This is a genomic window from Micromonospora sp. NBC_01392, from assembly GCF_045040125.1.
Classification (GTDB): domain Bacteria; phylum Actinomycetota; class Actinomycetes; order Mycobacteriales; family Micromonosporaceae; genus Micromonospora.
Map to the genome: position 1 here is coordinate 4,199,164 of NZ_CP109549.1, position 20,012 is coordinate 4,219,175.

Annotated in this window: 20 protein-coding genes and 1 riboswitch; of the genes, 8 read left to right on the forward strand and 12 right to left on the reverse strand. The window is 74.2% G+C overall.

From position 1 onward, the window contains the following. Positions 1-137 precede the first annotated feature (137 nt). Positions 138-506: an FKBP-type peptidyl-prolyl cis-trans isomerase gene (locus OG767_RS18300; protein ID WP_107160247.1), complete on the forward strand. Its 369-nt coding sequence runs from the start codon at positions 138-140 to the stop codon at positions 504-506. Between the two features lie 55 nt (positions 507-561). On the opposite strand, the gene OG767_RS18305 is transcribed toward OG767_RS18300, so the two are convergent. Further along, complete coding sequence (locus OG767_RS18305) at positions 562-915, reverse strand: anti-sigma factor antagonist (RefSeq protein WP_405089668.1); 354 nt, start codon at positions 913-915, stop codon at positions 562-564. Between the two features lie 227 nt (positions 916-1,142). On the opposite strand from OG767_RS18305, the gene OG767_RS18310 reads away from it, so the two are divergent. After that, positions 1,143-2,162, forward strand: a complete 1,020-nt coding sequence (locus tag OG767_RS18310) for an SMP-30/gluconolactonase/LRE family protein (protein WP_405089669.1) — start codon at positions 1,143-1,145, stop codon at positions 2,160-2,162. A 59-nt stretch (positions 2,163-2,221) separates the two neighbouring features. On the opposite strand, the gene OG767_RS18315 is transcribed toward OG767_RS18310, so the two are convergent. The 4 genes from OG767_RS18315 to pdhA form a co-directional block, all read right to left on the reverse strand. Further along, complete coding sequence (locus tag OG767_RS18315; RefSeq protein WP_405089670.1) at positions 2,222-3,493, reverse strand: Ig-like domain-containing protein; 1,272 nt, start codon at positions 3,491-3,493, stop codon at positions 2,222-2,224. 220 nt (positions 3,494-3,713) lie between these two features. Further along, positions 3,714-5,165 carry a dihydrolipoamide acetyltransferase family protein gene (locus OG767_RS18320; RefSeq protein ID WP_405094244.1) on the reverse strand — a complete coding sequence of 484 codons (1,452 nt, stop codon included), beginning with the start codon at positions 5,163-5,165 and terminating at the stop codon, positions 3,714-3,716. Between the two features lie 167 nt (positions 5,166-5,332). Next, positions 5,333-6,337, reverse strand: coding sequence for an alpha-ketoacid dehydrogenase subunit beta (locus tag OG767_RS18325; protein ID WP_107160256.1), 1,005 nt, complete (start codon positions 6,335-6,337; stop codon positions 5,333-5,335). Then, a complete protein-coding gene (gene pdhA, locus OG767_RS18330; RefSeq protein WP_405089671.1) occupies positions 6,337-7,542 on the reverse strand; it encodes a pyruvate dehydrogenase (acetyl-transferring) E1 component subunit alpha in 1,206 nt (401 codons plus the stop codon). The genes OG767_RS18325 and pdhA overlap by 1 nt, the downstream gene beginning before the upstream one ends. 72 nt (positions 7,543-7,614) lie before the next feature. Between pdhA and OG767_RS18335 the strand changes: the two genes are divergently transcribed. Next, positions 7,615-8,121 (forward strand): Lrp/AsnC family transcriptional regulator, encoded by a 507-nt coding sequence (locus OG767_RS18335; protein WP_405089672.1) that lies wholly within the window; start codon positions 7,615-7,617, stop codon positions 8,119-8,121. 4 nt (positions 8,122-8,125) lie between these two features. Here OG767_RS18335 and OG767_RS18340 read toward each other — a convergent pair whose 3' ends face one another. Both OG767_RS18340 and OG767_RS18345 read right to left on the reverse strand, forming a co-directional pair. After that, complete coding sequence (locus tag OG767_RS18340) at positions 8,126-9,100, reverse strand: DNA polymerase domain-containing protein (RefSeq protein ID WP_405089673.1); 975 nt, start codon at positions 9,098-9,100, stop codon at positions 8,126-8,128. A gap of 43 nt (positions 9,101-9,143) precedes the next feature. After that, positions 9,144-9,473: a hypothetical protein gene (locus OG767_RS18345; RefSeq protein ID WP_405089674.1), complete on the reverse strand. Its 330-nt coding sequence runs from the start codon at positions 9,471-9,473 to the stop codon at positions 9,144-9,146. Between the two features lie 139 nt (positions 9,474-9,612). Here OG767_RS18345 and OG767_RS18350 point away from each other — a divergent pair, with 139 nt between their 5' ends. From OG767_RS18350 to OG767_RS18370, 5 genes are all read left to right on the forward strand, one after another. Next, positions 9,613-10,344: a histidine phosphatase family protein gene (locus OG767_RS18350; RefSeq protein WP_405089675.1), complete on the forward strand. Its 732-nt coding sequence runs from the start codon at positions 9,613-9,615 to the stop codon at positions 10,342-10,344. Further along, the gene (locus OG767_RS18355) at positions 10,328-11,191 is read left to right on the forward strand and encodes an NAD(P)H-hydrate dehydratase (RefSeq protein WP_396775020.1); all 864 of its coding nucleotides are present in this window, start codon (positions 10,328-10,330) and stop codon (positions 11,189-11,191) included. Before OG767_RS18350 ends, OG767_RS18355 begins: the two co-directional genes overlap by 17 nt. A gap of 115 nt (positions 11,192-11,306) precedes the next feature. Beyond that, complete coding sequence (locus OG767_RS18360; protein WP_405089676.1) at positions 11,307-12,791, forward strand: S8 family peptidase; 1,485 nt, start codon at positions 11,307-11,309, stop codon at positions 12,789-12,791. Between the two features lie 108 nt (positions 12,792-12,899). Then, complete coding sequence (locus tag OG767_RS18365) at positions 12,900-13,400, forward strand: hemerythrin domain-containing protein (RefSeq protein WP_107160273.1); 501 nt, start codon at positions 12,900-12,902, stop codon at positions 13,398-13,400. An 83-nt stretch (positions 13,401-13,483) separates the two neighbouring features. Beyond that, positions 13,484-13,573, forward strand: a riboswitch (ZMP/ZTP riboswitch). An 18-nt stretch (positions 13,574-13,591) separates the two neighbouring features. Then, positions 13,592-15,028 carry a glycine hydroxymethyltransferase gene (locus OG767_RS18370; RefSeq protein WP_405089677.1) on the forward strand — a complete coding sequence of 479 codons (1,437 nt, stop codon included), beginning with the start codon at positions 13,592-13,594 and terminating at the stop codon, positions 15,026-15,028. 54 nt (positions 15,029-15,082) lie between these two features. Here OG767_RS18370 and OG767_RS18375 read toward each other — a convergent pair whose 3' ends face one another. The 5 genes from OG767_RS18375 to OG767_RS18395 all read right to left on the reverse strand — a co-directional run bounded on the left by OG767_RS18375 (position 15,083) and on the right by OG767_RS18395 (position 19,997). After that, a complete protein-coding gene (locus tag OG767_RS18375) occupies positions 15,083-15,334 on the reverse strand; it encodes a hypothetical protein (protein WP_107160278.1) in 252 nt (83 codons plus the stop codon). A 69-nt stretch (positions 15,335-15,403) separates the two neighbouring features. Then, a complete protein-coding gene (locus OG767_RS18380) occupies positions 15,404-16,717 on the reverse strand; it encodes a PLP-dependent aminotransferase family protein (RefSeq protein ID WP_405089678.1) in 1,314 nt (437 codons plus the stop codon). A 1-nt stretch (position 16,718) separates the two neighbouring features. Continuing rightward, a complete protein-coding gene (locus OG767_RS18385) occupies positions 16,719-17,822 on the reverse strand; it encodes an alpha-hydroxy acid oxidase (protein WP_405089679.1) in 1,104 nt (367 codons plus the stop codon). Then, positions 17,815-18,777, reverse strand: a complete 963-nt coding sequence (locus OG767_RS18390; RefSeq protein ID WP_405089680.1) for an alpha/beta hydrolase — start codon at positions 18,775-18,777, stop codon at positions 17,815-17,817. Before OG767_RS18390 ends, OG767_RS18385 begins: the two co-directional genes overlap by 8 nt. Further along, positions 18,774-19,997, reverse strand: a complete 1,224-nt coding sequence (locus OG767_RS18395; RefSeq protein WP_405089681.1) for a cytochrome P450 — start codon at positions 19,995-19,997, stop codon at positions 18,774-18,776. The genes OG767_RS18390 and OG767_RS18395 overlap by 4 nt, the downstream gene beginning before the upstream one ends. Between the last annotated feature and the right edge of the window lie 15 nt (positions 19,998-20,012).

The following is a 20,012-nucleotide window of genomic DNA, read 5'->3' on the forward strand; positions in this document are numbered from 1 at the left end:
GCAGGCGGCGCCCGCCCCGTCGTGCGCCCGGCTCCGCCCCGCCGACGCGGCCCGGGTGGGGGACCGGCGCGTATCGGCCGCTCGCGATCCGGCAGGATCGACGGTGACCACACCGTCAGCACCGAGGAGACCCGCTCATGGAGAAGCCCGAGGTTGGCCCGATCGAGGGCGCGCCGCCCGCCGATCTCGTCGTCGAGGACATCACGGTCGGCGACGGCCCGGAGGCGCACGCCGGCCAGCTGGCCAGCGTGCACTACGTGGGCGTGGCCCACTCCACCGGCCGTGAGTTCGACGCGTCGTGGAACCGGGGCGAGACGTTCGAGTTCCCGCTCGGCGGTGGCCAGGTCATCGCCGGCTGGGACCAGGGCGTGATCGGCATGAAGGTGGGCGGCCGGCGGCGGCTCACCATCCCGCCGCACCTGGGCTACGGCGCCCGGGGCGCCGGCGGCGTCATCAAGCCGAACGAGACGCTGGTCTTCGTGGTGGACCTGCTCGGCGTGCGCTGAGCCCCTCCACCGGCCGCCGGGCCGTCGGCGCGATGCCGGCGGCCCGGTCCCGTGGTCAGGCCGCGGCGCAGGTCACCAACTCCCGCGCGGGGCCCGACTCGCGCACCGGCACGACCCGGTGCAGGCCGGTCACCCGCAGCACCCGGGCGACCATCGGCGCGGGATCGACGAGCACCAGCTCGCCACCGCGCGCCCGGACCCGCAGGTGCGCGGCGGCCAGCGTGCGCACCCCGGCGGCGGAGAGCAGCCGCACGCCGGACAGGTCGACCCGCACCACCGGCCGCGCCGGCGCGGCCCACAACGCGGCCCGGAACGCCGCCACGGTGGCGATGTCGATCTCGCCGACCGGACGCAGCTCGACCACGTGGTCGAGCACCTCCGTCGCCACCTGGAAGCGGTCGTCCGTCATACCCCAAACCTACCCTCACCCACCGACAGTTTCCGCTGCTCGGCACCGGGGTTCCGGGTTGCGCCCGGGTGCCGACCCCGAGCCGTCTCAGGGTCATCCCGCAGCCGCCCGCCGGCCCGGTCGAGCGGCCCGCGGGGAGCACCCCCGAGCCCCGTGGAGCGGACCGGCGGACCGGACACGCCGTGGCGGACTCCCCCGCGCCGCGTCGGCCGGGCCACAATGAGCCGATGGCCGTTCCCCGCCCGCGCGTCCCCCTGCTGATCCGCCCGGTCCGTGAGCCGGCCACCGTGCCGCCGCCGCTGGCCGGGGCCTGGGCCGCCACCGACACCCGGCTGGACCGGGCCGACCTGCTGCCGCTGCCCGAGGGCGGGCACGGCCCGGAGGACGTGGTGATCGACGCCGAGGGGCGGGCGGTCAGCGGCGACGAGGACGGCCGGCTCTGGTGGTGGCCGGCCGACGCGCCGGCCGGCACCCGCCCGACGCTGCTCGCCGAGACCGGCGGCCGGCCGCTCGGCATCGAGCTGGACCCGGTCGACGGCGGGCTGCTGGTCTGCGACGCGTACCGAGGGCTGCTGCGGGTCGACCCGGCCGGGGCGGTGCACGAGCTGACCGGCACCGCGCCGCCGGTGCATCTGGCCGACAACGCCGCGGTCGCCCGGGACGGCACCGTGTTCTTCACCGACTCGTCCGACCGCTTCCCGCTCTCGCACTGGAAGCGGGACCTGCTGGAGCACCGGCCCAACGGGCGGGTGCTGGCGTACGACAGGCGCACCGGACGCACCGACGTGGTGGCCGACGGGCTCTACTTCCCCAACGGGCTGGCGCTCACCCCGGACGAGTCGGCGCTGATGCTGGTCGAGACCGCCACCCACCGGCTGCTGCGGGTGGACCTGCCGACCGGGCGGGCCACCGTGCTGACCGACCTGCCGGCGTATCCGGACAACGTCTCCGCCGTCGGCGACGGGACGTACTGGATCGCGCTGCCCAGCCCCCGACTGCCGATCATGGAACGGTTGCTGCCCCACCCCCGGGTCCGGCAGCTCGTCGCGCTGCTGCCCGGGGCGGTGCAGCCGCAGCCGCGCCGCTACGGTCTGGTCGCGCTCGTCGACGGCGCCGGGCGGGTGCTGCGGACGCTGCACGGCCCCGGCGGCGCGTACCCGATGGTGACCGGCGTCCGGCAGCACGGCCAACAGCTCTGGCTGGGCAGCCTGACCGCGACCGGCGTGGCCCGCGTCGACCTGGACTGAGGTCGACGTGGGCCGGCCCGCGCGGACGCGGGCCGGCCCGTGGCCGTTCCTCCCCCGGTTCAGCCGCCGCTGTTGCTCGCCGACGGGGTGGGCGCGGGCGACGACCCGCCGGCCACCGCGCCCGGGTGCGGCGTCGGGCTCCGCGTGGGCTTCAACCCCGCCGGTACGGGCAGCGCGCTGCCCTTGGCGAACTCGTCCCAGCTCACGTTCCAGGCGGTGAAGCCGTTGCCCTGCTGGAGCTGCACCTCGGTGCCCTTGACGGTCACCAGGTCACCGACCTGCGTGACGCCCATCAACCAGTCCGCACCGGCGGCGGACACGTTGGTGCAGCCGTGCGAGGTGTTGTTGTAGCCCTGTTCCCCCTCCGACCACGGCGCCGAGTGGATGAACTCGCCGCCCCAGGTCAGCCGCTGGGCGTCGTCCACGTCGACCACGTAGCCGCCGTCCGGCTCGCCGCGGGTGTCGAACGTGGTGTGCTCGTGCTTCTCCATGATCACCATGGTGCCGCTGGAACTCGGCGTGCTCGGCTTGCCGAGGCTGACCGGCAACTTCCTGAGCACCTTGCCGTCCTGGTAGACGGTCATCTGCTTGGTGGTGTTGTCGATGTCGAGCGACACCTGCCGGCCCACCCTGGCGGTGGCCACCCGGTCGGAGTCACCCACCGCGTCCTTCCCGATCGGCAACCCCTCCAGCGCGCTGCGCACGCTGATCCGGGTGCCGGGCTTCCAGCGGTCCGGCGCCCGGTACTCGGCCTGCTTGCCGTCCGCCATCCACGACCAGGTGCCCGGCTGCGGCGGGTCCGTCCTGACGAACAGCCGGCGCTGCACGTCCGCCCGCGCCTGTTCCGGAATGGGCGGATCGAAACCGAGTACCACCGGCATCGCCGTTCCGTACGTCTGTTTGTCCTGGAGATACAATTCGCTGGTGACGGCCGGTTTGGTGGATTTGGCCATCGTCGTGAACGTCGTCTTCCGCGTCGTGGTCTTCCCGGAATCGCCGCTCACGGTCACCTCGGCCGTGTACGTCCGGGAATTCGCCAGCGGGCGGTCCGGCACCCAACCGGATCCGTCCTCCCGCGCCTGGGCCGGCACGGGGCGGCCCTTGTCGTCGGTCAGCTTGACGCCGGTCACCTTGCCGTTGCTGGGCTTCGTGCCCACCTCCGCGCTGATCGGCACGTCACGGGCCCGGTCGGCCGGCGTCACCGTGACCGACGGCGGGGCCGCCTCGGCCCGCTTCGCCACCGACTTCGGGCCGGCGGTGCACGCGCCGACCGCGAGTGGCGCGACCGCGACAGTCATCGCGAAAAGCGTCAGTCGCCGCCTCACAAACATATTCCGTCCCCCATTTCGGCACCCCCTCGCCCACATTCTGTAGGCCCGTCGTCACGGTGTGGCGCCTTCAGCGGAATTGCTCGGAAACGGCTGCGTGAAATGGGTCGCTGGCGGCCGGATCGGGAGTCGGCGGGCCCGACGACCGGTATCGCCCGTCCCGGGCGTGGCGCTCCCCTGCGGACGGCCGCAGCCCCGGGACAGGGGGCTGCGGCCGTCGGGGTCAGACGTTGGCGATCAGCAGGGCGGGGCGTTCGACGCAGTCGGCCACGTGGCGCAGGAACCCGCCGGCCACGCCGCCGTCGCAGACCCGGTGGTCGAAGGTGAGGCTGAGCTGGGTCACCTTCCGGACCGCCAACTGCCCGTCGACCACCCAGGGCTTGTCCACGATCCGGCCGACGCCGAGCAGCGCCGCCTCCGGATGGTTGATGATCGGCGTCGAGCCGTCCACCCCGAACACGCCGTAGTTGTTGAGCGTGAACGTCCCGCCGGTCAGCCGGGCCGGGGGCAGCGTGCCGGCGCGAGCCGCCGCCGTGGTCTCGGCCAGCGCGGCGGCCAGTTCGCCGGTGGTGAGCCGCTGGGCGTCACGCAGCACCGGCACCACCAGGCCCCGGTCGGTCTGCGCGGCGATGCCCAGGTGCACGCCGGCGGACTGCACGATCCGCTGCCCCTCGGTGTCGACGCGCGCGTTGAGCTGCGGATACCGCCGCAGGCCGCTCAGGCAGACGCGGGCCAGCAGAGCCAGGATGCTCACCGGCGCGTCCGGGGTGGCGGCGTTGATCGCGGCCCGGGTCTCCAGCAGCCCGGTGGCGTCCACGTCGACCCAGATGGTCACCTCGGGGATCTCCCGGCGGCTGCGGGAGAGCTTGTCGGCGATCACCTTACGGATGCCGGTGAGCGGGACGACCACGTCGCCGTCGCCGGCCGGGACGAGCCCGACGTGCGCGTCCGGCGCGTCCGGCACGGCCGCCAGCCGGGCGGCCGGCGCGGCCAGCGCCGTCTCCACGTCCGCCCGACGGATCACGCCGCCCGGCCCGGTGCCACGCACCGACGCCAGATCGATCCCCTGCTCCCTGGCCAGCCGCCGCACGATCGGCGAGATGACAAGCGGCGCCGAGGCCGGATCACCGGTCCGCGCCGGATCGGGCGTCCGGTCCGCCGACGCGGTCGAGCCGGCCGGGACCGACGAGCCGGCCACCGTCCCCGGGTCGGTCCGGGCCGGCGAGCCGGCCGCGAGCGCGGGACCGGGCTCCGCCGGGGCGGGTGCGCCGGGTTCGGGGGCGAGCGCCAGGCGGGGTCGGCGACGCCGCCGGCCCGCACCGCCGTGCCCGGTGCCGTAGCCGATCAGGACATTGCCGGAGCCGGCCCGCTCCTCCTCGCGGTAGGTGGCGTGCGGGTCGGGGGCGTCGCCGCCGTCGAGCGGCGCGATGGTGATCAGCGGCTGGCCGACCGGGCGGACCTCACCCGCCGCGCCGTGCAGCGCGACGACCCGGCCGGCGTACGGGCAGGGCACGTCGACGACGGCCTTGGCGGTCTCCACCTCGACCACGCTCTGGTCCACGGTGACCACGTCGCCGACCGCGACCCGCCACTCGACGATCTCCGCCTCGCTGAGCCCTTCACCCAGGTCGGGCAGGAGGAAGTCACGGGTCCCCACGGCGGTGCGTTCGCTCATGCGGAGCCGGCCGGGCATGCCCTCACGGCCCTCGCTCCGCTCGGTGCGTTCGCTCATGCCGAGCCGGCCGGGCATGCCCTCACGGCCCTCGCTCCGCTCGGTGCGTTCGCTCATGCCGAGCCGGCCGGGCATGCCCTCACGGCCCTCGCTCCGCTCGGTGCGTTCGCTCATGCGGCTGCCCACCGGGAGTCGGGCTGGTCGTCCCACTGGAGGCGGGCGACGGTGTCCAGCACCCGGTCCACCGAGGGCAGGTGGGTGTGCTCCAGCATCGGCGCCGGGTAGGGGATGTCCAGCCCGGACACCCGCAGCACCGGCGCGTGCAACGCGTGGAAGCAGCGCTCCTGCACCCGGGCGGCGATCTCGGCGCCGACCCCGGCGAAGCCCTGCGCCTCCTGGATCACCACGCAGCGGCCGGTACGGCGCACCGACGCGGTCACCGTGGCGTCGTCGAACGGCACGATGCTGCGCACGTCGACCACCTCCAGGTCCCAGCCCTCCTCGCGGGCCGCCTCGGCGGCGGCCAGCGCCACCGGCACCGCCGGCCCGTACGCGACGAGCGTCGCGTCGGTGCCCGGCCGGCGCACCACGGCGGTGCCGATCGGCGCGGTACGCGCCGGCAGCTCCGCCTCGCCGCTGGAGAAGTAGAGCTTCTTCGGCTCCAGGAACACCACCGGGTCCGGGTCGTCGATCGCGGCGCGCAACAGCGAGTACGCGTCGTCGACGGTGGCCGGGGTGACCACCTTCAGGCCGGGGGTGTGCGCGTAGTACGCCTCGGACGAGTCGCAGTGGTGCTCCACGCCACCGATGCCGCCGGCGTACGGGACCCGGATGACGATCGGCACGCTGAGCGCGCCACGGGTGCGGTTGCGCAGCTTCGCCACGTGCGAGGCGATCTGCTCGAACGCCGGGTACGCGAACGCGTCGAACTGCATCTCGACCACCGGCCGCAGCCCGGACATGGCCAGGCCGACCGCGAAACCGACGATGCCGGCCTCGGCGAGCGGGGTGTCGAAGCAGCGCTTGTCGCCGAAGCGGGCCTGCAACCCGTCGGTGATCCGGAAGACGCCGCCGAGCTGGCCGACGTCCTCGCCGAAGACGAGCACCCGCTCGTCGTCGAGCAGCGCGTCGGCGAGCGCGGCGTTGAGCGCCTTCGCCATGGTCACGGTGGCCATCAGGCGTCCCCCTCCTCGTCGCGGGCCGCGGCCAGCTCGGCCCGGACCAGTTCCCGCTGCTCGACGAGCTGCGGCGTCGGCTCGGCGTAGACGTGCTCGAAGAGGCTGAGCGGATCCACCGTCGGCTGCTCGTCCATCCGGCGGCGCAGCGTGGCGGCGTACGCCTCGGCCTCTTCGGCGACCGCCGCGACCGCGGCGTCGTCGAGCACGCCCCGGGCCCGCAGGTACGCCTCCAGCCGGGCGATCGGGTCGCGGTCGCGCCACGCCTCGACCTCGTCGGCGTCCCGGTAGCGGGTCTGGTCGTCGGCGTTGGTGTGCGGCTCCATCCGGTAGGTGTGCGCCTCGATCAGGTACGGGCCCTTGCCGGCGCGGGCGTGCGCGACGGCCCGGTTCAGCACCGCCAGCACGGCCACCGGGTCGTTGCCGTCGACCTGCTCGCTGGGCACGCCGTAGCCGACGCCCTTGTACGCCAGGCTCGGCGCGGCGGTCTGCCGGGACAGCGGCACGCTGATCGCGTACTTGTTGTTCTGCACCAGGAAGACGACCGGGGCCTTGAACACGGCCGCGAAGTTGATCCCCTCGTGGAAGTCGCCCTCGCTGGTGGCGCCGTCGCCGATGAACGTCAGCGCCACGGTGTCCCGGCCCTGGTACGACTCGCCGTAGGCGAGACCGGCGGCGTGCACGCACTGGGTGGCCAGCGGCGTGCACTGCGGCGCGGTGCGGGTGACGGCCGGGTCGTAGCCGCAGTGCCAGTCGCCGCGCAGCAGGGTGAGCACCTCGACCGGGTCGAGGCCGCGCGCGGTCAGCGCCATCGACTCCCGGTAGGTGGGGAAGACCCAGTCGGAGTCGCGCAGCGCGAGCACGCCGCCGACCTGGCAGGCCTCCTGGCCACGGGCGGACGGGTAGACGGCGAGCCGCCCCTGCTTGGTCAGCGCGGTGGCCTGGGTGTCGAAGCGGCGGCCGACGACCATCCGCCGGTACATCTCGCGCAGCGTCTCGACCGGCGGCTCAGGATAGTCGTCGCGGGCCGGCAGCGCGGTGCCGTCCGGGTTCAGCAGCCGAACCGGCTCGGGCTGCGGCAGCAGGCCGGCCGACGGGTCGGGAACGGCCGGGGTGGCCGGCCGGCGGGTACGCGGGGATGCCCTGCGGACCGCCTGGGGTGTGGTCGTCACGGCGGGGACCTCCTGGACGTGTGGTGGACCCATGCTCCTGCCCATGGATGATTGACTCAACATCCGCGCTGAACGCGGGACGAATGGCACGGGAGGATGAGCGAAGTGAGCCAGGAGACCGGCACCACAGCGGGCGCGACGGGCGGAACGGGACGTTCGGCCGGCCCGCTCGACGAGGTCGACCGGCGGATCCTGCGCGAACTGGTCGCGGACGCCCGGCTCTCCATCCGGACGCTTGCCGACCGCGTGCACGTCTCGCGCACCAACGCGTACGCCCGGGTGGAGCGGCTGCTGCGCGACGGCGTGCTGACCGGCTTCACCGCGCGGGTCGCGCCGGAGCCGGCCGGGCTGGGCACCTCGGCGTACATCGCGCTCACCATCGAGCAGAACACCTGGCGGGAGGTCTCCGCCGAGCTGGCCCAGGTGCGCTACATCGCGCACGCGGCGCTGCTCAGCGGCGAGCACGACGTGCTGGCGCTGGTCCGCGCGCCGGACAACGCCACGCTGCGCGACGTGGTGCTGGACCGGGTGCAGAGCATCGCCGGGGTGCTCTCCACCCGCACCTGGCTGGTCTTCGAGGAGTTCGACGGAACACTGAGCCCCTGGGCCTGACGGCTCACCGCTCCGGCGGCGGCTCCAGGCCCTCGCGGTCGGCCAGCTCCAGCAGCGGCGCCAACGAGTGCCGCCGACCGTCCAGGCCGGCGTGCGGGTCACCGCGGTCGGCGAACCGGGCCGGCATGCTGAGCACGTCGAAGTCCTCCGGCCGGGCGTCGTCCAGCTCGGCCCAGTCCAGCGGCGCCGACACCAGCGCCCGCGGCGTGGGCCGGATCGAGTACGCGGACGTCATGGTGTGGTCGCGGGCCATCTGGTTGTAGTCGACGAAGACCGGCCGGTCACGCTGGTCCCGCCACCAGGTGGTGGTGACCAGGTCCGGTCGCCGGCGTTGCATCTCCCGGCCGAGCGCCAGCACCGCCCGCCGGCACTCGCCGAAGCTCCACCGCGGCTCGATCGACAGGTAGACGTGCAGGCCCCGGCCGCCGGTGGTCTTCGGGTACCCCTCCAGGCCCAGCTCGGCGAGGAACGCGCGCACCTCGTGAGCCACCGGCACCACCTGGGCGAACTCCACGCCCGGCATCGGATCCAGGTCGATGCGCAGTTGGTCGGGGCGCTCCACGTCGGCCGTCGACACCGGCCACGGGTGGAACCGCAGCGTGCCCAGGTTCGCCGCCCAGATCACCACCGCCAGTTCGCTCGGCGCCACCTCGTCGGCGGTCCGTCCGCTGGGGAACGTGATGTGCGCGGTGCGCACCCAGTCGGGCGCCCCGGCCGGCAGCCGCTTCTGGTAGAACGCGTCGCCCCGGTTGGTCTGCCGGGTGGCGATCGTCGCGCCCTCGAACACGCCGCGCGGCCAGCGTTCGAGCATGGTGGGCCGGTCCCGCAGCGCGCGCAGCACGCCGTCGCCGACGGAGAGGAAATACTGCACCACGTCCAGCTTGGTCAGCCCGCGCTCGGGAAAGTAGGGCTTGTCCGGGCTGGAGACGCGGACCAGCCGCTCCCCCACCCGGATCTCCTCGGCCGCCGTGGTCGCCATCCCACCCACGGTAGGGCACCGGCCACCGTCGCGCGGGCATCCGTCAGGTGATCAGCAGGATCCCGACCACGATCAGCGGCACCGAGACGAACAGGAAGATGCCGACGCCGGTGAGCACCCGGCCGCCGCCGCCGTCCTCCCGCTCCGGCGCCAGCCCGAACGTGGACCGGGCCGGCAGCATGCCGATCCGGCTCAGCGTCAGGTCGCCGGTCATCCCGATCACGGCACCGACCAGCATGAACGCCACGCCGACCCGATGCACGAAGTCGCCGCCGCTGACCGCCACCCAGACGCCGACCGCCACCGTGATCGCCGCCACCGCGATCACGAAGAGCACAAGCGCCTCCCGCAGCCCCTGCACCACCGTCGACATGCGCACCTCCCCGGCCGGGCCGCCCGGCCCGGCGACATCTTGCCGGATCGATGCGCGCCGCGCTGCCCCGTCGTCCCGTACTTCTGCCCGGCTGAGCCGGCGCGGTTACCCGCGCCGGGCGTCGGGTACGGGGAGCCGCATGGCGGAGTTGGCAGCGCTCTGGATCGTCCGGCACGGTGAGAGCACCGCGAACGTCGCGGCCACCGCGGCCGAGACGTCCGGCGCCGAACTGATCGACCTCACCCACCGGGACGCGGACGTGCCGCTGTCGCCCACCGGCGAGGAGCAGGCCCGGGCCACCGGCCGGTGGTTGGCCGGCCTGCCCGCGGAGCGCCGGCCCGAGGTGGCGGTGATGTCGCCGTACCTGCGCGCGGTGCGCACCGCCGAGCTGGCGCTGGCCGGCACCGGGGTGCCGATGAGCCGCGACGAGCGGCTGCGCGACCGGGAGCTGGGCATCCTCGACGGGCTCACCGGGCACGGCGTGCGCCGGCGCCACCCGGAGGAGGCACGGCGGCGGGACCGGCTCGGCAAGTTCTACTACCGCCCGCCCGGCGGCGAGTCCTGGACCGACGTGGCGCTGCGGCTGCGGGCCCTCCTCGGTGACCTGCGCCGCGACCACGAGGGCGGCCGGGTGCTGCTGTTCGGCCACGACGCGCTGGTCTTCCTGCTCCGCTACCTGGTGGACGGGCTCACCGAGACGGAACTGATGGCGCTCACCCGCGAGCACGTGATCGCGAACTGCTCGGTGACCGGCTGGCGGGCCGACGACGCCGGCCGGCTCGCGCCGGAGATGTTCAACGACGTGACCCACCTGCACCGGCAGGGGGCGCGGCCCACCAGGGAGGACGAGGTCCATGCCGAGCCGGTCTGACGTGATCACCCCCGCGCTGCTGCGGGACTGGGCGCTGCCGGTGCCCTCCGGCGGCAAGGAGGCGCGCGGCACGGTGCTGGTGGTCGGCGGTTCCCGGTTCACGCCCGGAGCGGTGCTGCTGGCCGGTGTCGCCGCGCTGCGCGCCGGCGCCGGCGTGCTCCAGCTCGCCGCCCCCGAGTCCACCGCCACGGCGCTGAGCATCCAGGTCCCGGAGGCGCTGGTGGTCGGCCTGCCCGAAACCGGCGAGGGCGCCGTCCGGGGCGACCCCGGCGACCTGCTGGGCGGCCTGGTCGCCGACGCGGACGTGGTGGCGGTCGGCCCCGGGCTGACCGACATCGACGCCACCCGGGAACTGCTGCGCCTGGTGCTGGACACGGCCGACCGGGAGACCGCCCTGGTGCTCGACGCGTACGCGCTCGGCGCGCTCAGCCACGAGCCGGACCTGCTGGCCGGCTCCGGCCGCAGGGTGGTGCTCACGCCGAACCTCACCGAGGCCCGCCACCTGCTCGGCCGGGACCCCGGCGACGACCTGGACGCCGAGGCGGTGGAGCTGGCCGGCCGGTACGACGCGGTGGTCTCGCTGTACGGACACATCGCCACCCCGGACGGCCGGGCCTGGCGGGAGGAGAGCGGCGACGCCGGGCTGGGCACCTCCGGCAGCGGCGACGTGCGGGCCGGGCTCCTCGCCGGGCTGCTCTCCCGCGGCGCCGACCCGGCGCAGGCGGCGTGCTGGGCGGCGTTCGCGCACGCGGTCAGCGGGCAACGGCTGGTGCCCCGCTACGGCCGGATCGGCTTCCTGGCCCGGGAGCTGCTCGACGAGATCCCGTACACGATCGCGACGGTCTGACGGCCGAGCCGCGGTGACGAGGGTGTGTGTAACACCACACGACATCCGCGCGCTGAGCCGGTGAAGGGCGTGCAGTCTGCGCGTCCTCCACCGGATCGGCCCCCTGGGAGTACGTGTGAACAACCTTCGTCGCAAGACACTGGCCGCCGCGTCCGCCGTGACGCTCGGCGCCGGTCTCGCCGTCACCGGCGGCCTGGCGCCGGCGGCAGCCGCCGGACCGGAGACGTCGTACCTGGTCCTCGCCCCGCAGGGCGCCACCACCGGCAAGGCCGCCGCCCGGGTGGCCGCCGCCGACGGCACCGTGGTGGCCGCCTACGACCAGATCGGCGTGCTCGTCGCCCGCTCGACCAACCCGGACTTCGCCGCCCGGGTGGCCGGCGCGGGCGTCGAGTCGGTCGCCTCCACCGCCGGCCTGGGCACCGCCCTCGACGAGGGCGAGACCGTCGAGGTCCCGGCGGCGCAGGTCGCCGACGCCATCGGCGACCCGACCAAGGAGCCGCTCTACGGCCAGCAGTGGGACATGGACATGATCCACGTCCCGCAGGCCCACGCGGTGACCACCGGCCGCCCGGACGTCGTCGTCGGCGTCCTGGACAGCGGCATCTCCAGCACCCACCCGGACCTGGCGACCCAGATCGCCAAGGACAAGAGCACGTCCTGCATCGGCGGCGTCACCGACACCACCGAGGCGGCGTGGAACCCGACCAACAGCGACCACGGCACGCACGTGGCCGGCACCATCGCCGCGGCGATCAACGGCGTCGGCGTCACCGGCGTCGCGCCGGGGGTCAAGGTGGCCGCCGTCAAGGTGGTCAACAACGACGGCTACATCTTCCCGGAGGCCGCGGTCTGCGGGTTCCTCTGGGCCGCCGACCATGGGATGCGGCTGACCAACAACAGCTACTACATCGACCCGTGGGAGCTGAACTGCCGCAACGACGCGCGGCAGCGCCCGGTGTGGCAGGCCGTGCAGCGGGCGATCCGCTACTCGCAGTCCAAGGGCGTGCTCAACGTGGCGTCCGCCGGCAACTCGAACTACGACCTCGCTCACAAGATCACCGACACCGGCAGCCCGAACAACGGGACGCCGGAGGAGCGCGAGAACCTGACCAACGCCTGCCTCGACCTGCCGGCCGAGGCGCCCGGCGTGGTGACCGTGGCCGCGGTGGGCCCGACCGGCGCGAAGAGCTACTACTCCTCGTACGGGCAGGGCGTGATCGACGTGACGGCGCCGGGCGGCGACACCCGGTTCCGGACCCAGGGCGCGCGTTCCACGTCGACCGACGGCATCCTGTCGACCACCTTCAACACCGTCACCCGCACCAACGGGTGGGGCTACAAGCAGGGCACGTCGATGTCCGGCCCGCACGCCACCGGCGTCGCGGCGCTGGCGCTGTCGGCGCACCCGGGCATGACCCCGGGCCAGCTGTCGTCGTTCCTGGAGCGCACGGCGACCGCCCAGCCCTGCCCGGTGGGCGTCTACAACCCGGTCCCGCTGATCCCGACGGGCCCGAACGCGTACGACGCGACCTGCTCCGGTGGGGCGCGTAACGGGTTCTACGGCGCCGGCGTCGTCGACGCGTACACCGTGGTGAAGTAACCCGGCACACCTCGCGGACCGGGCCCGGCACGATTGCCGGGCCCGGTCTGTTTGTCCTGGTCGGACGCCGGGTAGGGGGCCAGATCAGTCGACCTAGGAGGTAACCCGGTGTCCACCGACGCGATCGTCCTGCTCAAGGAGGACCACAAGGAGATCCGCCGCCTGTTCAAGGCGTTCCAGGACGCCGAGGACGGGCCGGCGAGCCGGCGCGGGAAGGTCGTCACGCAGATCCTCGAGGCGCTGACGGTGCACACCTACCTGGAGAACGAGGTGATGTACCCGGAGGTCCGCAAGCTGGTCCCGGACGTCGAGGACGACATCCTCGAGTCGTACGAGGAACACCACGTGGCGGACGTGCTCTGCCTCGAACTGCACGCCATGGACGCCGACGACGAGCGGTTCGTGGCCAAGACGACGGTGCTGATGGAGAACGTGCTGCACCACGTCGAGGAGGAGGAGCAGGAGTGGTTCCCGAAGGTGCGCGAGGCGCTCGGCCGGAACCAGCTCCAGGAGATCGGCCAGCGCATGCTGGACCTGCGGCCGACCGCGCCGAAGACGCCGACCGCCCCGAAGGCGCTGAAGAAGGCACGCGACGCCGTGGACGCCTGACGCGCAGGTGAGAAGGGGCCCCTTCTCGACGCGAGGCGTTAAGAAGGGGCCCGTCCTTACACCCGGGGCGGGCGGCTAGGATCGGCACGGGCCGTGACTGGCGCGTGGAGATGGAGCACCATCGGGGAGCGGCCTCGTCATGAGGACGCATGCCGAGCGCCTGGGCCTTCCGCACGTCACCAGGAGGTCGCATGTCGCACAACGCCGAGTCCACCGCCTTCCGCAGCGCGCTGGAGGTGATCCGCGCCGTCGAGCCGCGGGTGGCGGACGCCATCTCCGCGGAGCTGGCCGACCAGCGCGAGTCGCTGAAGTTGATCGCCAGCGAGAACTACGCCTCCCCCGCGACGCTGCTGGCGATGGGGAACTGGTTCAGCGACAAGTACGCCGAGGGCACCGTCGGGCGCCGCTTCTACGCCGGCTGCCAGAACGTGGACACCGTCGAGGCGCTCGCCGCCGAGCACGCCCGGGAGCTGTTCGGGGCCGCCCACGCGTACGTGCAGCCGCACTCCGGCATCGACGCCAACCTGGTCGCGTTCTGGGCGATCCTGGCCGACCGGGTCGAGTCCCCCGCGCTGAAGAAGGCGCAGAAGCGCCACGTCAACGACCTGACCGAGGCGGACTGGTTCGCGCTGCGCCGGGAGCTGGGCGACCAGCGGATGCTCGGCATGTCGCTGGATGCCGGCGGTCACCTCACCCACGGCTTCCGGCCGAACATCTCCGGCAAGATGTTCGACCAGCGCAGCTACGGCACCGACCCGGCCACCGGGCTGATCGACTACGACAAGGTCGCCGAGGCGGCCCGGGAGTTCCGGCCGCTGATCCTGGTCGCCGGCTACTCGGCGTATCCCCGGAAGGTCAACTTCCGGATCATGCGGGAGATCGCCGACTCGGTCGGGGCCACCTTCATGGTCGACATGGCGCACTTCGCCGGGCTGGTCGCCGGCAAGGTCTTCACCGGCGACTTCGACCCGGTGCCGCACGCGCACATCGTCACCACCACCACGCACAAGTCGCTGCGCGGGCCGCGCGGCGGCATGGTGCTCTGCGGCCCGGAGCTGGCCGACCAGGTCGACCGGGGCTGCCCGATGGTGCTCGGCGGCCCGCTGCCGCACGTGATGGCCGCCAAGGCGGTGGCGCTGGCCGAGGCGCGGCGCCCCGACTTCGCCGACTACGCGTCTCGGATCGTGGACAACGCGCAGGCGCTCGCGGACGGGCTGCTGCGCCGGGGCGCGTCGCTGGTCACCGGCGGCACCGACAACCACCTGGTGCTCATCGACGTCTCCGGCTACGGCCTGACCGGCCGGCAGGCCGAGCAGGCGCTGCTGGACTCCGGCATCGTGACCAACCGCAACGCCGTACCGCAGGACCCGAACGGCGCGTGGTACACCTCCGGCATCCGGATCGGCACGCCGGCGCTGACCACCCGGGGGTTGGGCGCCGCCGAGATGGACGCGACCGCCGAGCTGATCCACACGGTGCTGGACCGGACCACCGCCGGCACCGGCCCGGACGGCGCCGCGTCGAAGGCGAAGTACGTGCTGGACCCGGCGGTGGCCGAGTCGGTCGGCAAGCAGGCCGCCGACCTGCTCACCCCGTTCCCGCTCTACCCCGAGGTCACCCTCGGCTGAGCCGCTGTCACCCGGCAGGGGCCGGCACCCGGCGCGGGTGCCGGCCCCTCGCCGTCAGCGCAGCGGGCGCTTGAGGTGGTAGCGGTGCACCTCGGTGCTGCCCTGCACGTTGTTCACGTCCTCGGCGGCGGTGACCAGCTCCCAGCCCTCCCGGCCGACGCGGTTGAGGTGCGCGACCGCGGTGTCGCCGTACGCGGTCACGTCGGTGCGGGACCCGTCCGGGCCGTACCAGACGAACGAGACGTGGAAATTCCGGCCCTGCCCCTGATAGCGGCGGACCAGCAACGCGTACTCCCAGGCAACCATCCGTCCATTATCAACGGACACCGGGTCGCCGGGGAACACGGGTGGTGCCGGAACCACGACCCTGCGGCGTCAGGCCGGCGCGCCCACCGCGGCCGTGGTGTCCGCGACCAGCGCCGCGAGCCGGTCCAGGCCCACGTCGATCTGCGCCGGGGTGACCGCGCTCACCGACAGCCGTAACGCGTTCACCGGCGTGCCGGCGTCGTAGAAGTGCGCCATCGGGGTCCAGAGCACGCCGTACTCCCGGGCCGAGCGGTGCAGCAGCGCGTCGTCGACCGGGAACGGCACGGTGACCACCACGAAGAAGCCGCCGGCCGGCACGGTCCAGCCCACCGGCCCGCCGGCCGGGAAGCGGCGGGCCAGGCCGTCGACCAGGTGGCGCAGGTTGCGGGCGTACGCGGCCCGCTCCCGGACGTTCGCGGCGACAAGTGAACAGTCGTGCGCCAGCAGCGCGCCGCCGATCACCGCCTGGCTGATCGGGGACGTGTTCACCGTGACCATGCTCTTGATCTTGGCGAGCTGGTCGGCGAGCGGGCCGACCGTACCGTCCGCGCCGCCCACCCGCTGGTCGGCGACCACGTAGCCGACCCGCGCGCCGGGCAGCACCGTCTTGGCGAACGAGCCGAGATAGACCACCCGACGCGCGGTGTCCAGCGCCTTGAGCGTGGGACGACGGTCCACGCCGGCGGCCGGGAACAGGCCGTACGGGTTGTCCTCGATCAGCAGCAGCTCCTCCTCGGCGGCCAGGTCGAGCAGCCGGCGGCGCTGGGCGGTGTCCATGCTGACCCCGGACGGGTTCGCGAAGTCCGGCATCACGTAGCAGGCGCGCGGGCGCAACCCCTCGGCGCGGGCCCGGCGCACCCCGGCCCGCAGGTCGGCCAGGTCGACGCCGTCCGGGCCGCCGGCCACCGGACGCACCGGCAGGTCGACCAGGCGGGCCGCGCCGGTCAGCCCGACGTACGTGGGCGCCACCGCGAACAGCACGTCGGCCGGGTCGGCCCGCAACGCGCGCAGCACCAGGAACATCGCCTCCTGGCAGCCGACCGTCACCACGATCGTCTCCGGGTCGACGGTGAGCCCCTCGTCGACGGTGAGGTGACGGGCGATCAGGTGGTGCACGATGCCTTTGGTCCGGCCGTACTGCAACAGCGTCCGGTCCACCTGGGCCGGGCTCAGCCCCAGGTCGTCGGCGAGGTGCGCGCGGAACCGGTCCAGGTGGTCGGGCAGCAGCGCCGAGTCGAAGAACTCCTCGTACGGCCGACCGGCGGCCAGCGACACCGCGTCGGGATAGTGCTGCGCCACCTCGTTGAGGAAGTTCATCGAGTTCAACGCCGGGTCGCCGACGCTGCCGTGCAGCGCCTCGACGGTCAGGTCCACCGGTTCCACGTCAGGCTCCGATCCGGGTGCGCAGCCGCCGGGCCGAGGCCGGGTCGGGGCAGCCGCTGAGGATGAGCGCGTCCCGCAGCTCGGCGGCGAGCAGCGCCAGGGCGGCCTCGGCGCCGGCCCGGCCGCCGGCCGCGAGCGCCCAGAGCAGCGGCCGGCCGACCAGCACGCCGGCCGCGCCGAGCGCGAGCGCGCGCAGCACGTCGACGCCGCCGCGGATGCCGCTGTCCAGCAGCACCGCGCACCGCTCCGCCACCGCGTCGACCACCTCCGGCAGCACGCTCGCGCTGGCCGGGGCGGTGTCGAGCTGCCGGCCGCCGTGGTTGGAGACCACCACCGCGTCCACGCCGGCGTCCGCCGCGCGGACCGCGTCGCGCGCGTCCAGGATGCCCTTGACCAGCACCGGCACCGGGGTACGCGCGCGCAGCCAGGCCAGGTCCGCCCAGCTCACCGCCGGGGCGAAGACCGCGCCGGTGTGCACCGCCACCGCCGAGACGCCGGGCGTGCCCTGGTGGGCCAGGTCGTCCCGGCCGCCGGGCAGGTTGGCGGCGGTGACGTGCGCCGGCAGCGTGAAGCCGTTGCGCACGTCACGCAGGCGTCGACCGAGCACCGGCACGTCCACGGTGAGCATCACCGCCGCGCAGCCCGCGCCCAGCGCCCGGTCCAGCAGCTCCGCCACCAGGCCACGGTCGCGCAGCCAGTAGAGCTGGAACCACACCGTTCCGCCGGCCGCGGCGATCTCCTCGATCGGCGTGCTGGACAGCGTGCTGGCCACGTAGGGCACGCCCGCCGCGCCGGCCGCCGCCGCGAGCGCCGGCTCGCCGTCGGCGTGCAGCAACCGCTGGTACGCCATCGGCGCGACCGCCACCGGCAGCGCGGCCCGGCCCCCGGGCAGCGTCGCCCCGGTGCTCGGGGTGTCCACGCCGGCCAGCATCCGGGGCAGCACGGCCACCCGGTCCAGCGCGGCCCGGTTGGCGGCCAGCGCGGTCTCCGTGCCGCTGCCGCCGTCGACGAAGTCCCACACGTCGGCCGGGAGCACCGCCCGGGCCAGCCCGGCGAAGTCGGCCAGGCTGGCCGGCGGCACGAAGGCCGGGGCGGGGTCAGCCACGGTCGGTCCCGACCGACGCCGGATCGAGGCCGAGGTGTGCCCGCAGGAACGCGGCCACCCGGTCCTGGGCGTCGCGGCCGGCGTCGAACACGCCGGGCATGGCGAAGAAGCCGTGGACCATGCCCGGATAGTCGGCCGTCTCGGTCGGCACGCCGGCCCCGCCCAACCGCTCGGCGTACCGCTCGCCCTCGGCGCGCAGCGGATCGTGCCCGGCGGTCACCACGAGCGCCGGCGGCAGGCCGGACAGGTCCTCGGCGAGCAGCGGCGAGGCCAGCGGGTGGGACGCGTCCGCCGGGTCGGCGAGGTAGTGGCCGCGGTACCAGTCCACCGAGTGCCGGTTGAACAGCAACGGGTCCTCGTCGCCGGCCGGGCGACGGCCGGGACGCTGGTCGGTGTTCGGGTAGACAAGCACCTGGGCGGCGAGCCGGGGCCCGCCGTCGGCACGGGCCAGCAGCGTCACCGCGGCGGCCAGGTTGCCGCCGGCGCTGTCCCCGCCGACCGCCAGCCGGCCCGCGTCGATCCGGAACTCGTCGGGGTGCGTGGCCAGGTGGCGCAGCGCGGCGTGGCAGTCCTGGACCGCGGCCGGGAACGGGTGCTCGGGGGCGAGCCGGTAGCCGACCGTCACGGTCTGACAGCCGGCGAGGTTGACCAGCCGGCGGCAGATCCCGTCGGCGGTGTCCACGCTGCCGAGCGTCCAGCCACCACCGAAGAACCAGACCAGCGTGGGCAGCGGACCGTCGCCGGCCGGCCGATGCACCCGCACCGGCAGCGGCCCGGCCGGGCCGGGCACCTGGCTGTCGCGTACCTCGGCGACCGGCTCGACCGCGCCGCCGCCGGCGCGGATCGCGGCGAGGTCGGCGGCGCGGGCCTCGGCGAGGGTCTGGGTGTAGAGCGGCACCGCGCCGGCCGTGGCCCGGGCGGCCCGCCACGCGACCACCTGTGGATCGAGCGTCATCCGGCCTCCCCGGTGGTGACGAAGAGCTTGTCGATGCCGCGCAGGAAGAGGCTGCCGCTGTAGGTGTACGGCTGGGTGACCGCGAGTCGGGGGAAGCGGGCGAACAACCGGGGCAGCGCGATCCGGCCCTCCAGCTTCGACACCGCCGAGCCCAGGCAGAAGTGCAGTCCGACGCCGAAGGCCAACGAGGGTGGGCCGTCCCGGTGCGGGTCGAAGCGGTCCGGGTCGGGGAAGCGGGCCGGGTCCCGGTTCGCGGCGGCGATCAGCAGCAGCACGTTGTCGTCGCGGGCCACCGGCACGCCGTCCAGGTCGGCGTCGGCCGGCGCGGAACGGGCCAGGAAGTGCACCGGGCTCTCCATCCGCAGCACCTCGTCCACGCAGCCACGGGCGAGCGCGTCGTTCCCGGGCAGCGCGGCGGTCACCTCCGGATGGTCGAGCAGGAGCGGCAGGCCGTTGCTGAACATGTAGACGGTGGTGACGAAGCTGGCGTTGAACAGCACGATCAGGTTGCTGATCAGCTCGTCCTCGGTGAGGTCGACATCGCCCGCGTCGAGCACCTCGACCAGCCCGCTGATCAGGTCCTCGCCGGGGGCCCGGCGGCGGTGGGCGATCAGGTCGCGGTAGTAGGCCCGCAGTTCCTCGGCGGCCTGGTTGGCCCGGGTCAGCCGCTCCGGCGTCTTGCCGGCGACGTCCATGTACTCGTCGATCCAGTCGACCCGCTGCCGGTACCAGGCCAGATCGGCGGCGGGCAGGCCGATGAACTCGGCCATCACCAGCGCCGGGACCGGGTACGCGAAGTCGGCGACGAAGTCCACCTCGGTGCCGTCCGCGCCGGCCTCGGCCATCGCGTCCAGGCGTTCGGTGACGATCCGCACCACCACCGGCTCCAGCGCGCCCAGCCGGCGCGGCGTGAACGTCCTGGCGAACACCGCGCGCATCCGGGTGTGGTCCGGCGGGTTGACGAACATCATCGAGGTGAGGAAGGTCCGCAGGATCTCCTGTTCCTCCCAGCCGGGCGGGAAGCCCTTGTACCACTCCGGATCGCGCAGGATCCGGTCCACCACGTCGTACCCGCCGGCGACGGCGGTGACGGTGCTGTGCTCGGCGCGGGTGGGAATGGCGTTGATCGGCCCGTGCGCGTGCAGGGCCGCGTAGTAGGGATAGGGGTTCTGCCGGCCCTGCTCGCTGTACAGGCCGGTCAGGATCGCACTGACGTCCACGGCGTTCTTCCTCCC

What these genes read in the sequence shown, in the direction of transcription:
- OG767_RS18300 (WP_107160247.1), top strand. Translation starts at nt 138, where the DNA reads ATGGAGAAGCCCGAGGTTGGCCCGATCGAGGGCGCGCCGCCCGCCGAT.
- OG767_RS18305 (WP_405089668.1), bottom strand. Translation starts at nt 915, where the DNA reads ATGACGGACGACCGCTTCCAGGTGGCGACGGAGGTGCTCGACCACGTG.
- OG767_RS18310 (WP_405089669.1), top strand. Translation starts at nt 1,143, where the DNA reads ATGGCCGTTCCCCGCCCGCGCGTCCCCCTGCTGATCCGCCCGGTCCGT.
- OG767_RS18315 (WP_405089670.1), bottom strand. Translation starts at nt 3,493, where the DNA reads ATGTTTGTGAGGCGGCGACTGACGCTTTTCGCGATGACTGTCGCGGTC.
- OG767_RS18320 (WP_405094244.1), bottom strand. Translation starts at nt 5,165, where the DNA reads ATGAGCGAACGCACCGCCGTGGGGACCCGTGACTTCCTCCTGCCCGAC.
- OG767_RS18325 (WP_107160256.1), bottom strand. Translation starts at nt 6,337, where the DNA reads ATGGCCACCGTGACCATGGCGAAGGCGCTCAACGCCGCGCTCGCCGAC.
- pdhA (WP_405089671.1), bottom strand. Translation starts at nt 7,542, where the DNA reads ATGGGTCCACCACACGTCCAGGAGGTCCCCGCCGTGACGACCACACCC.
- OG767_RS18340 (WP_405089673.1), bottom strand. Translation starts at nt 9,100, where the DNA reads ATGGCGACCACGGCGGCCGAGGAGATCCGGGTGGGGGAGCGGCTGGTC.
- OG767_RS18345 (WP_405089674.1), bottom strand. Translation starts at nt 9,473, where the DNA reads ATGTCGACGGTGGTGCAGGGGCTGCGGGAGGCGCTTGTGCTCTTCGTG.
- OG767_RS18350 (WP_405089675.1), top strand. Translation starts at nt 9,613, where the DNA reads ATGGCGGAGTTGGCAGCGCTCTGGATCGTCCGGCACGGTGAGAGCACC.
- OG767_RS18355 (WP_396775020.1), top strand. Translation starts at nt 10,328, where the DNA reads ATGCCGAGCCGGTCTGACGTGATCACCCCCGCGCTGCTGCGGGACTGG.
- OG767_RS18370 (WP_405089677.1), top strand. Translation starts at nt 13,592, where the DNA reads ATGTCGCACAACGCCGAGTCCACCGCCTTCCGCAGCGCGCTGGAGGTG.
- OG767_RS18375 (WP_107160278.1), bottom strand. Translation starts at nt 15,334, where the DNA reads ATGGTTGCCTGGGAGTACGCGTTGCTGGTCCGCCGCTATCAGGGGCAG.
- OG767_RS18390 (WP_405089680.1), bottom strand. Translation starts at nt 18,777, where the DNA reads ATGACGCTCGATCCACAGGTGGTCGCGTGGCGGGCCGCCCGGGCCACG.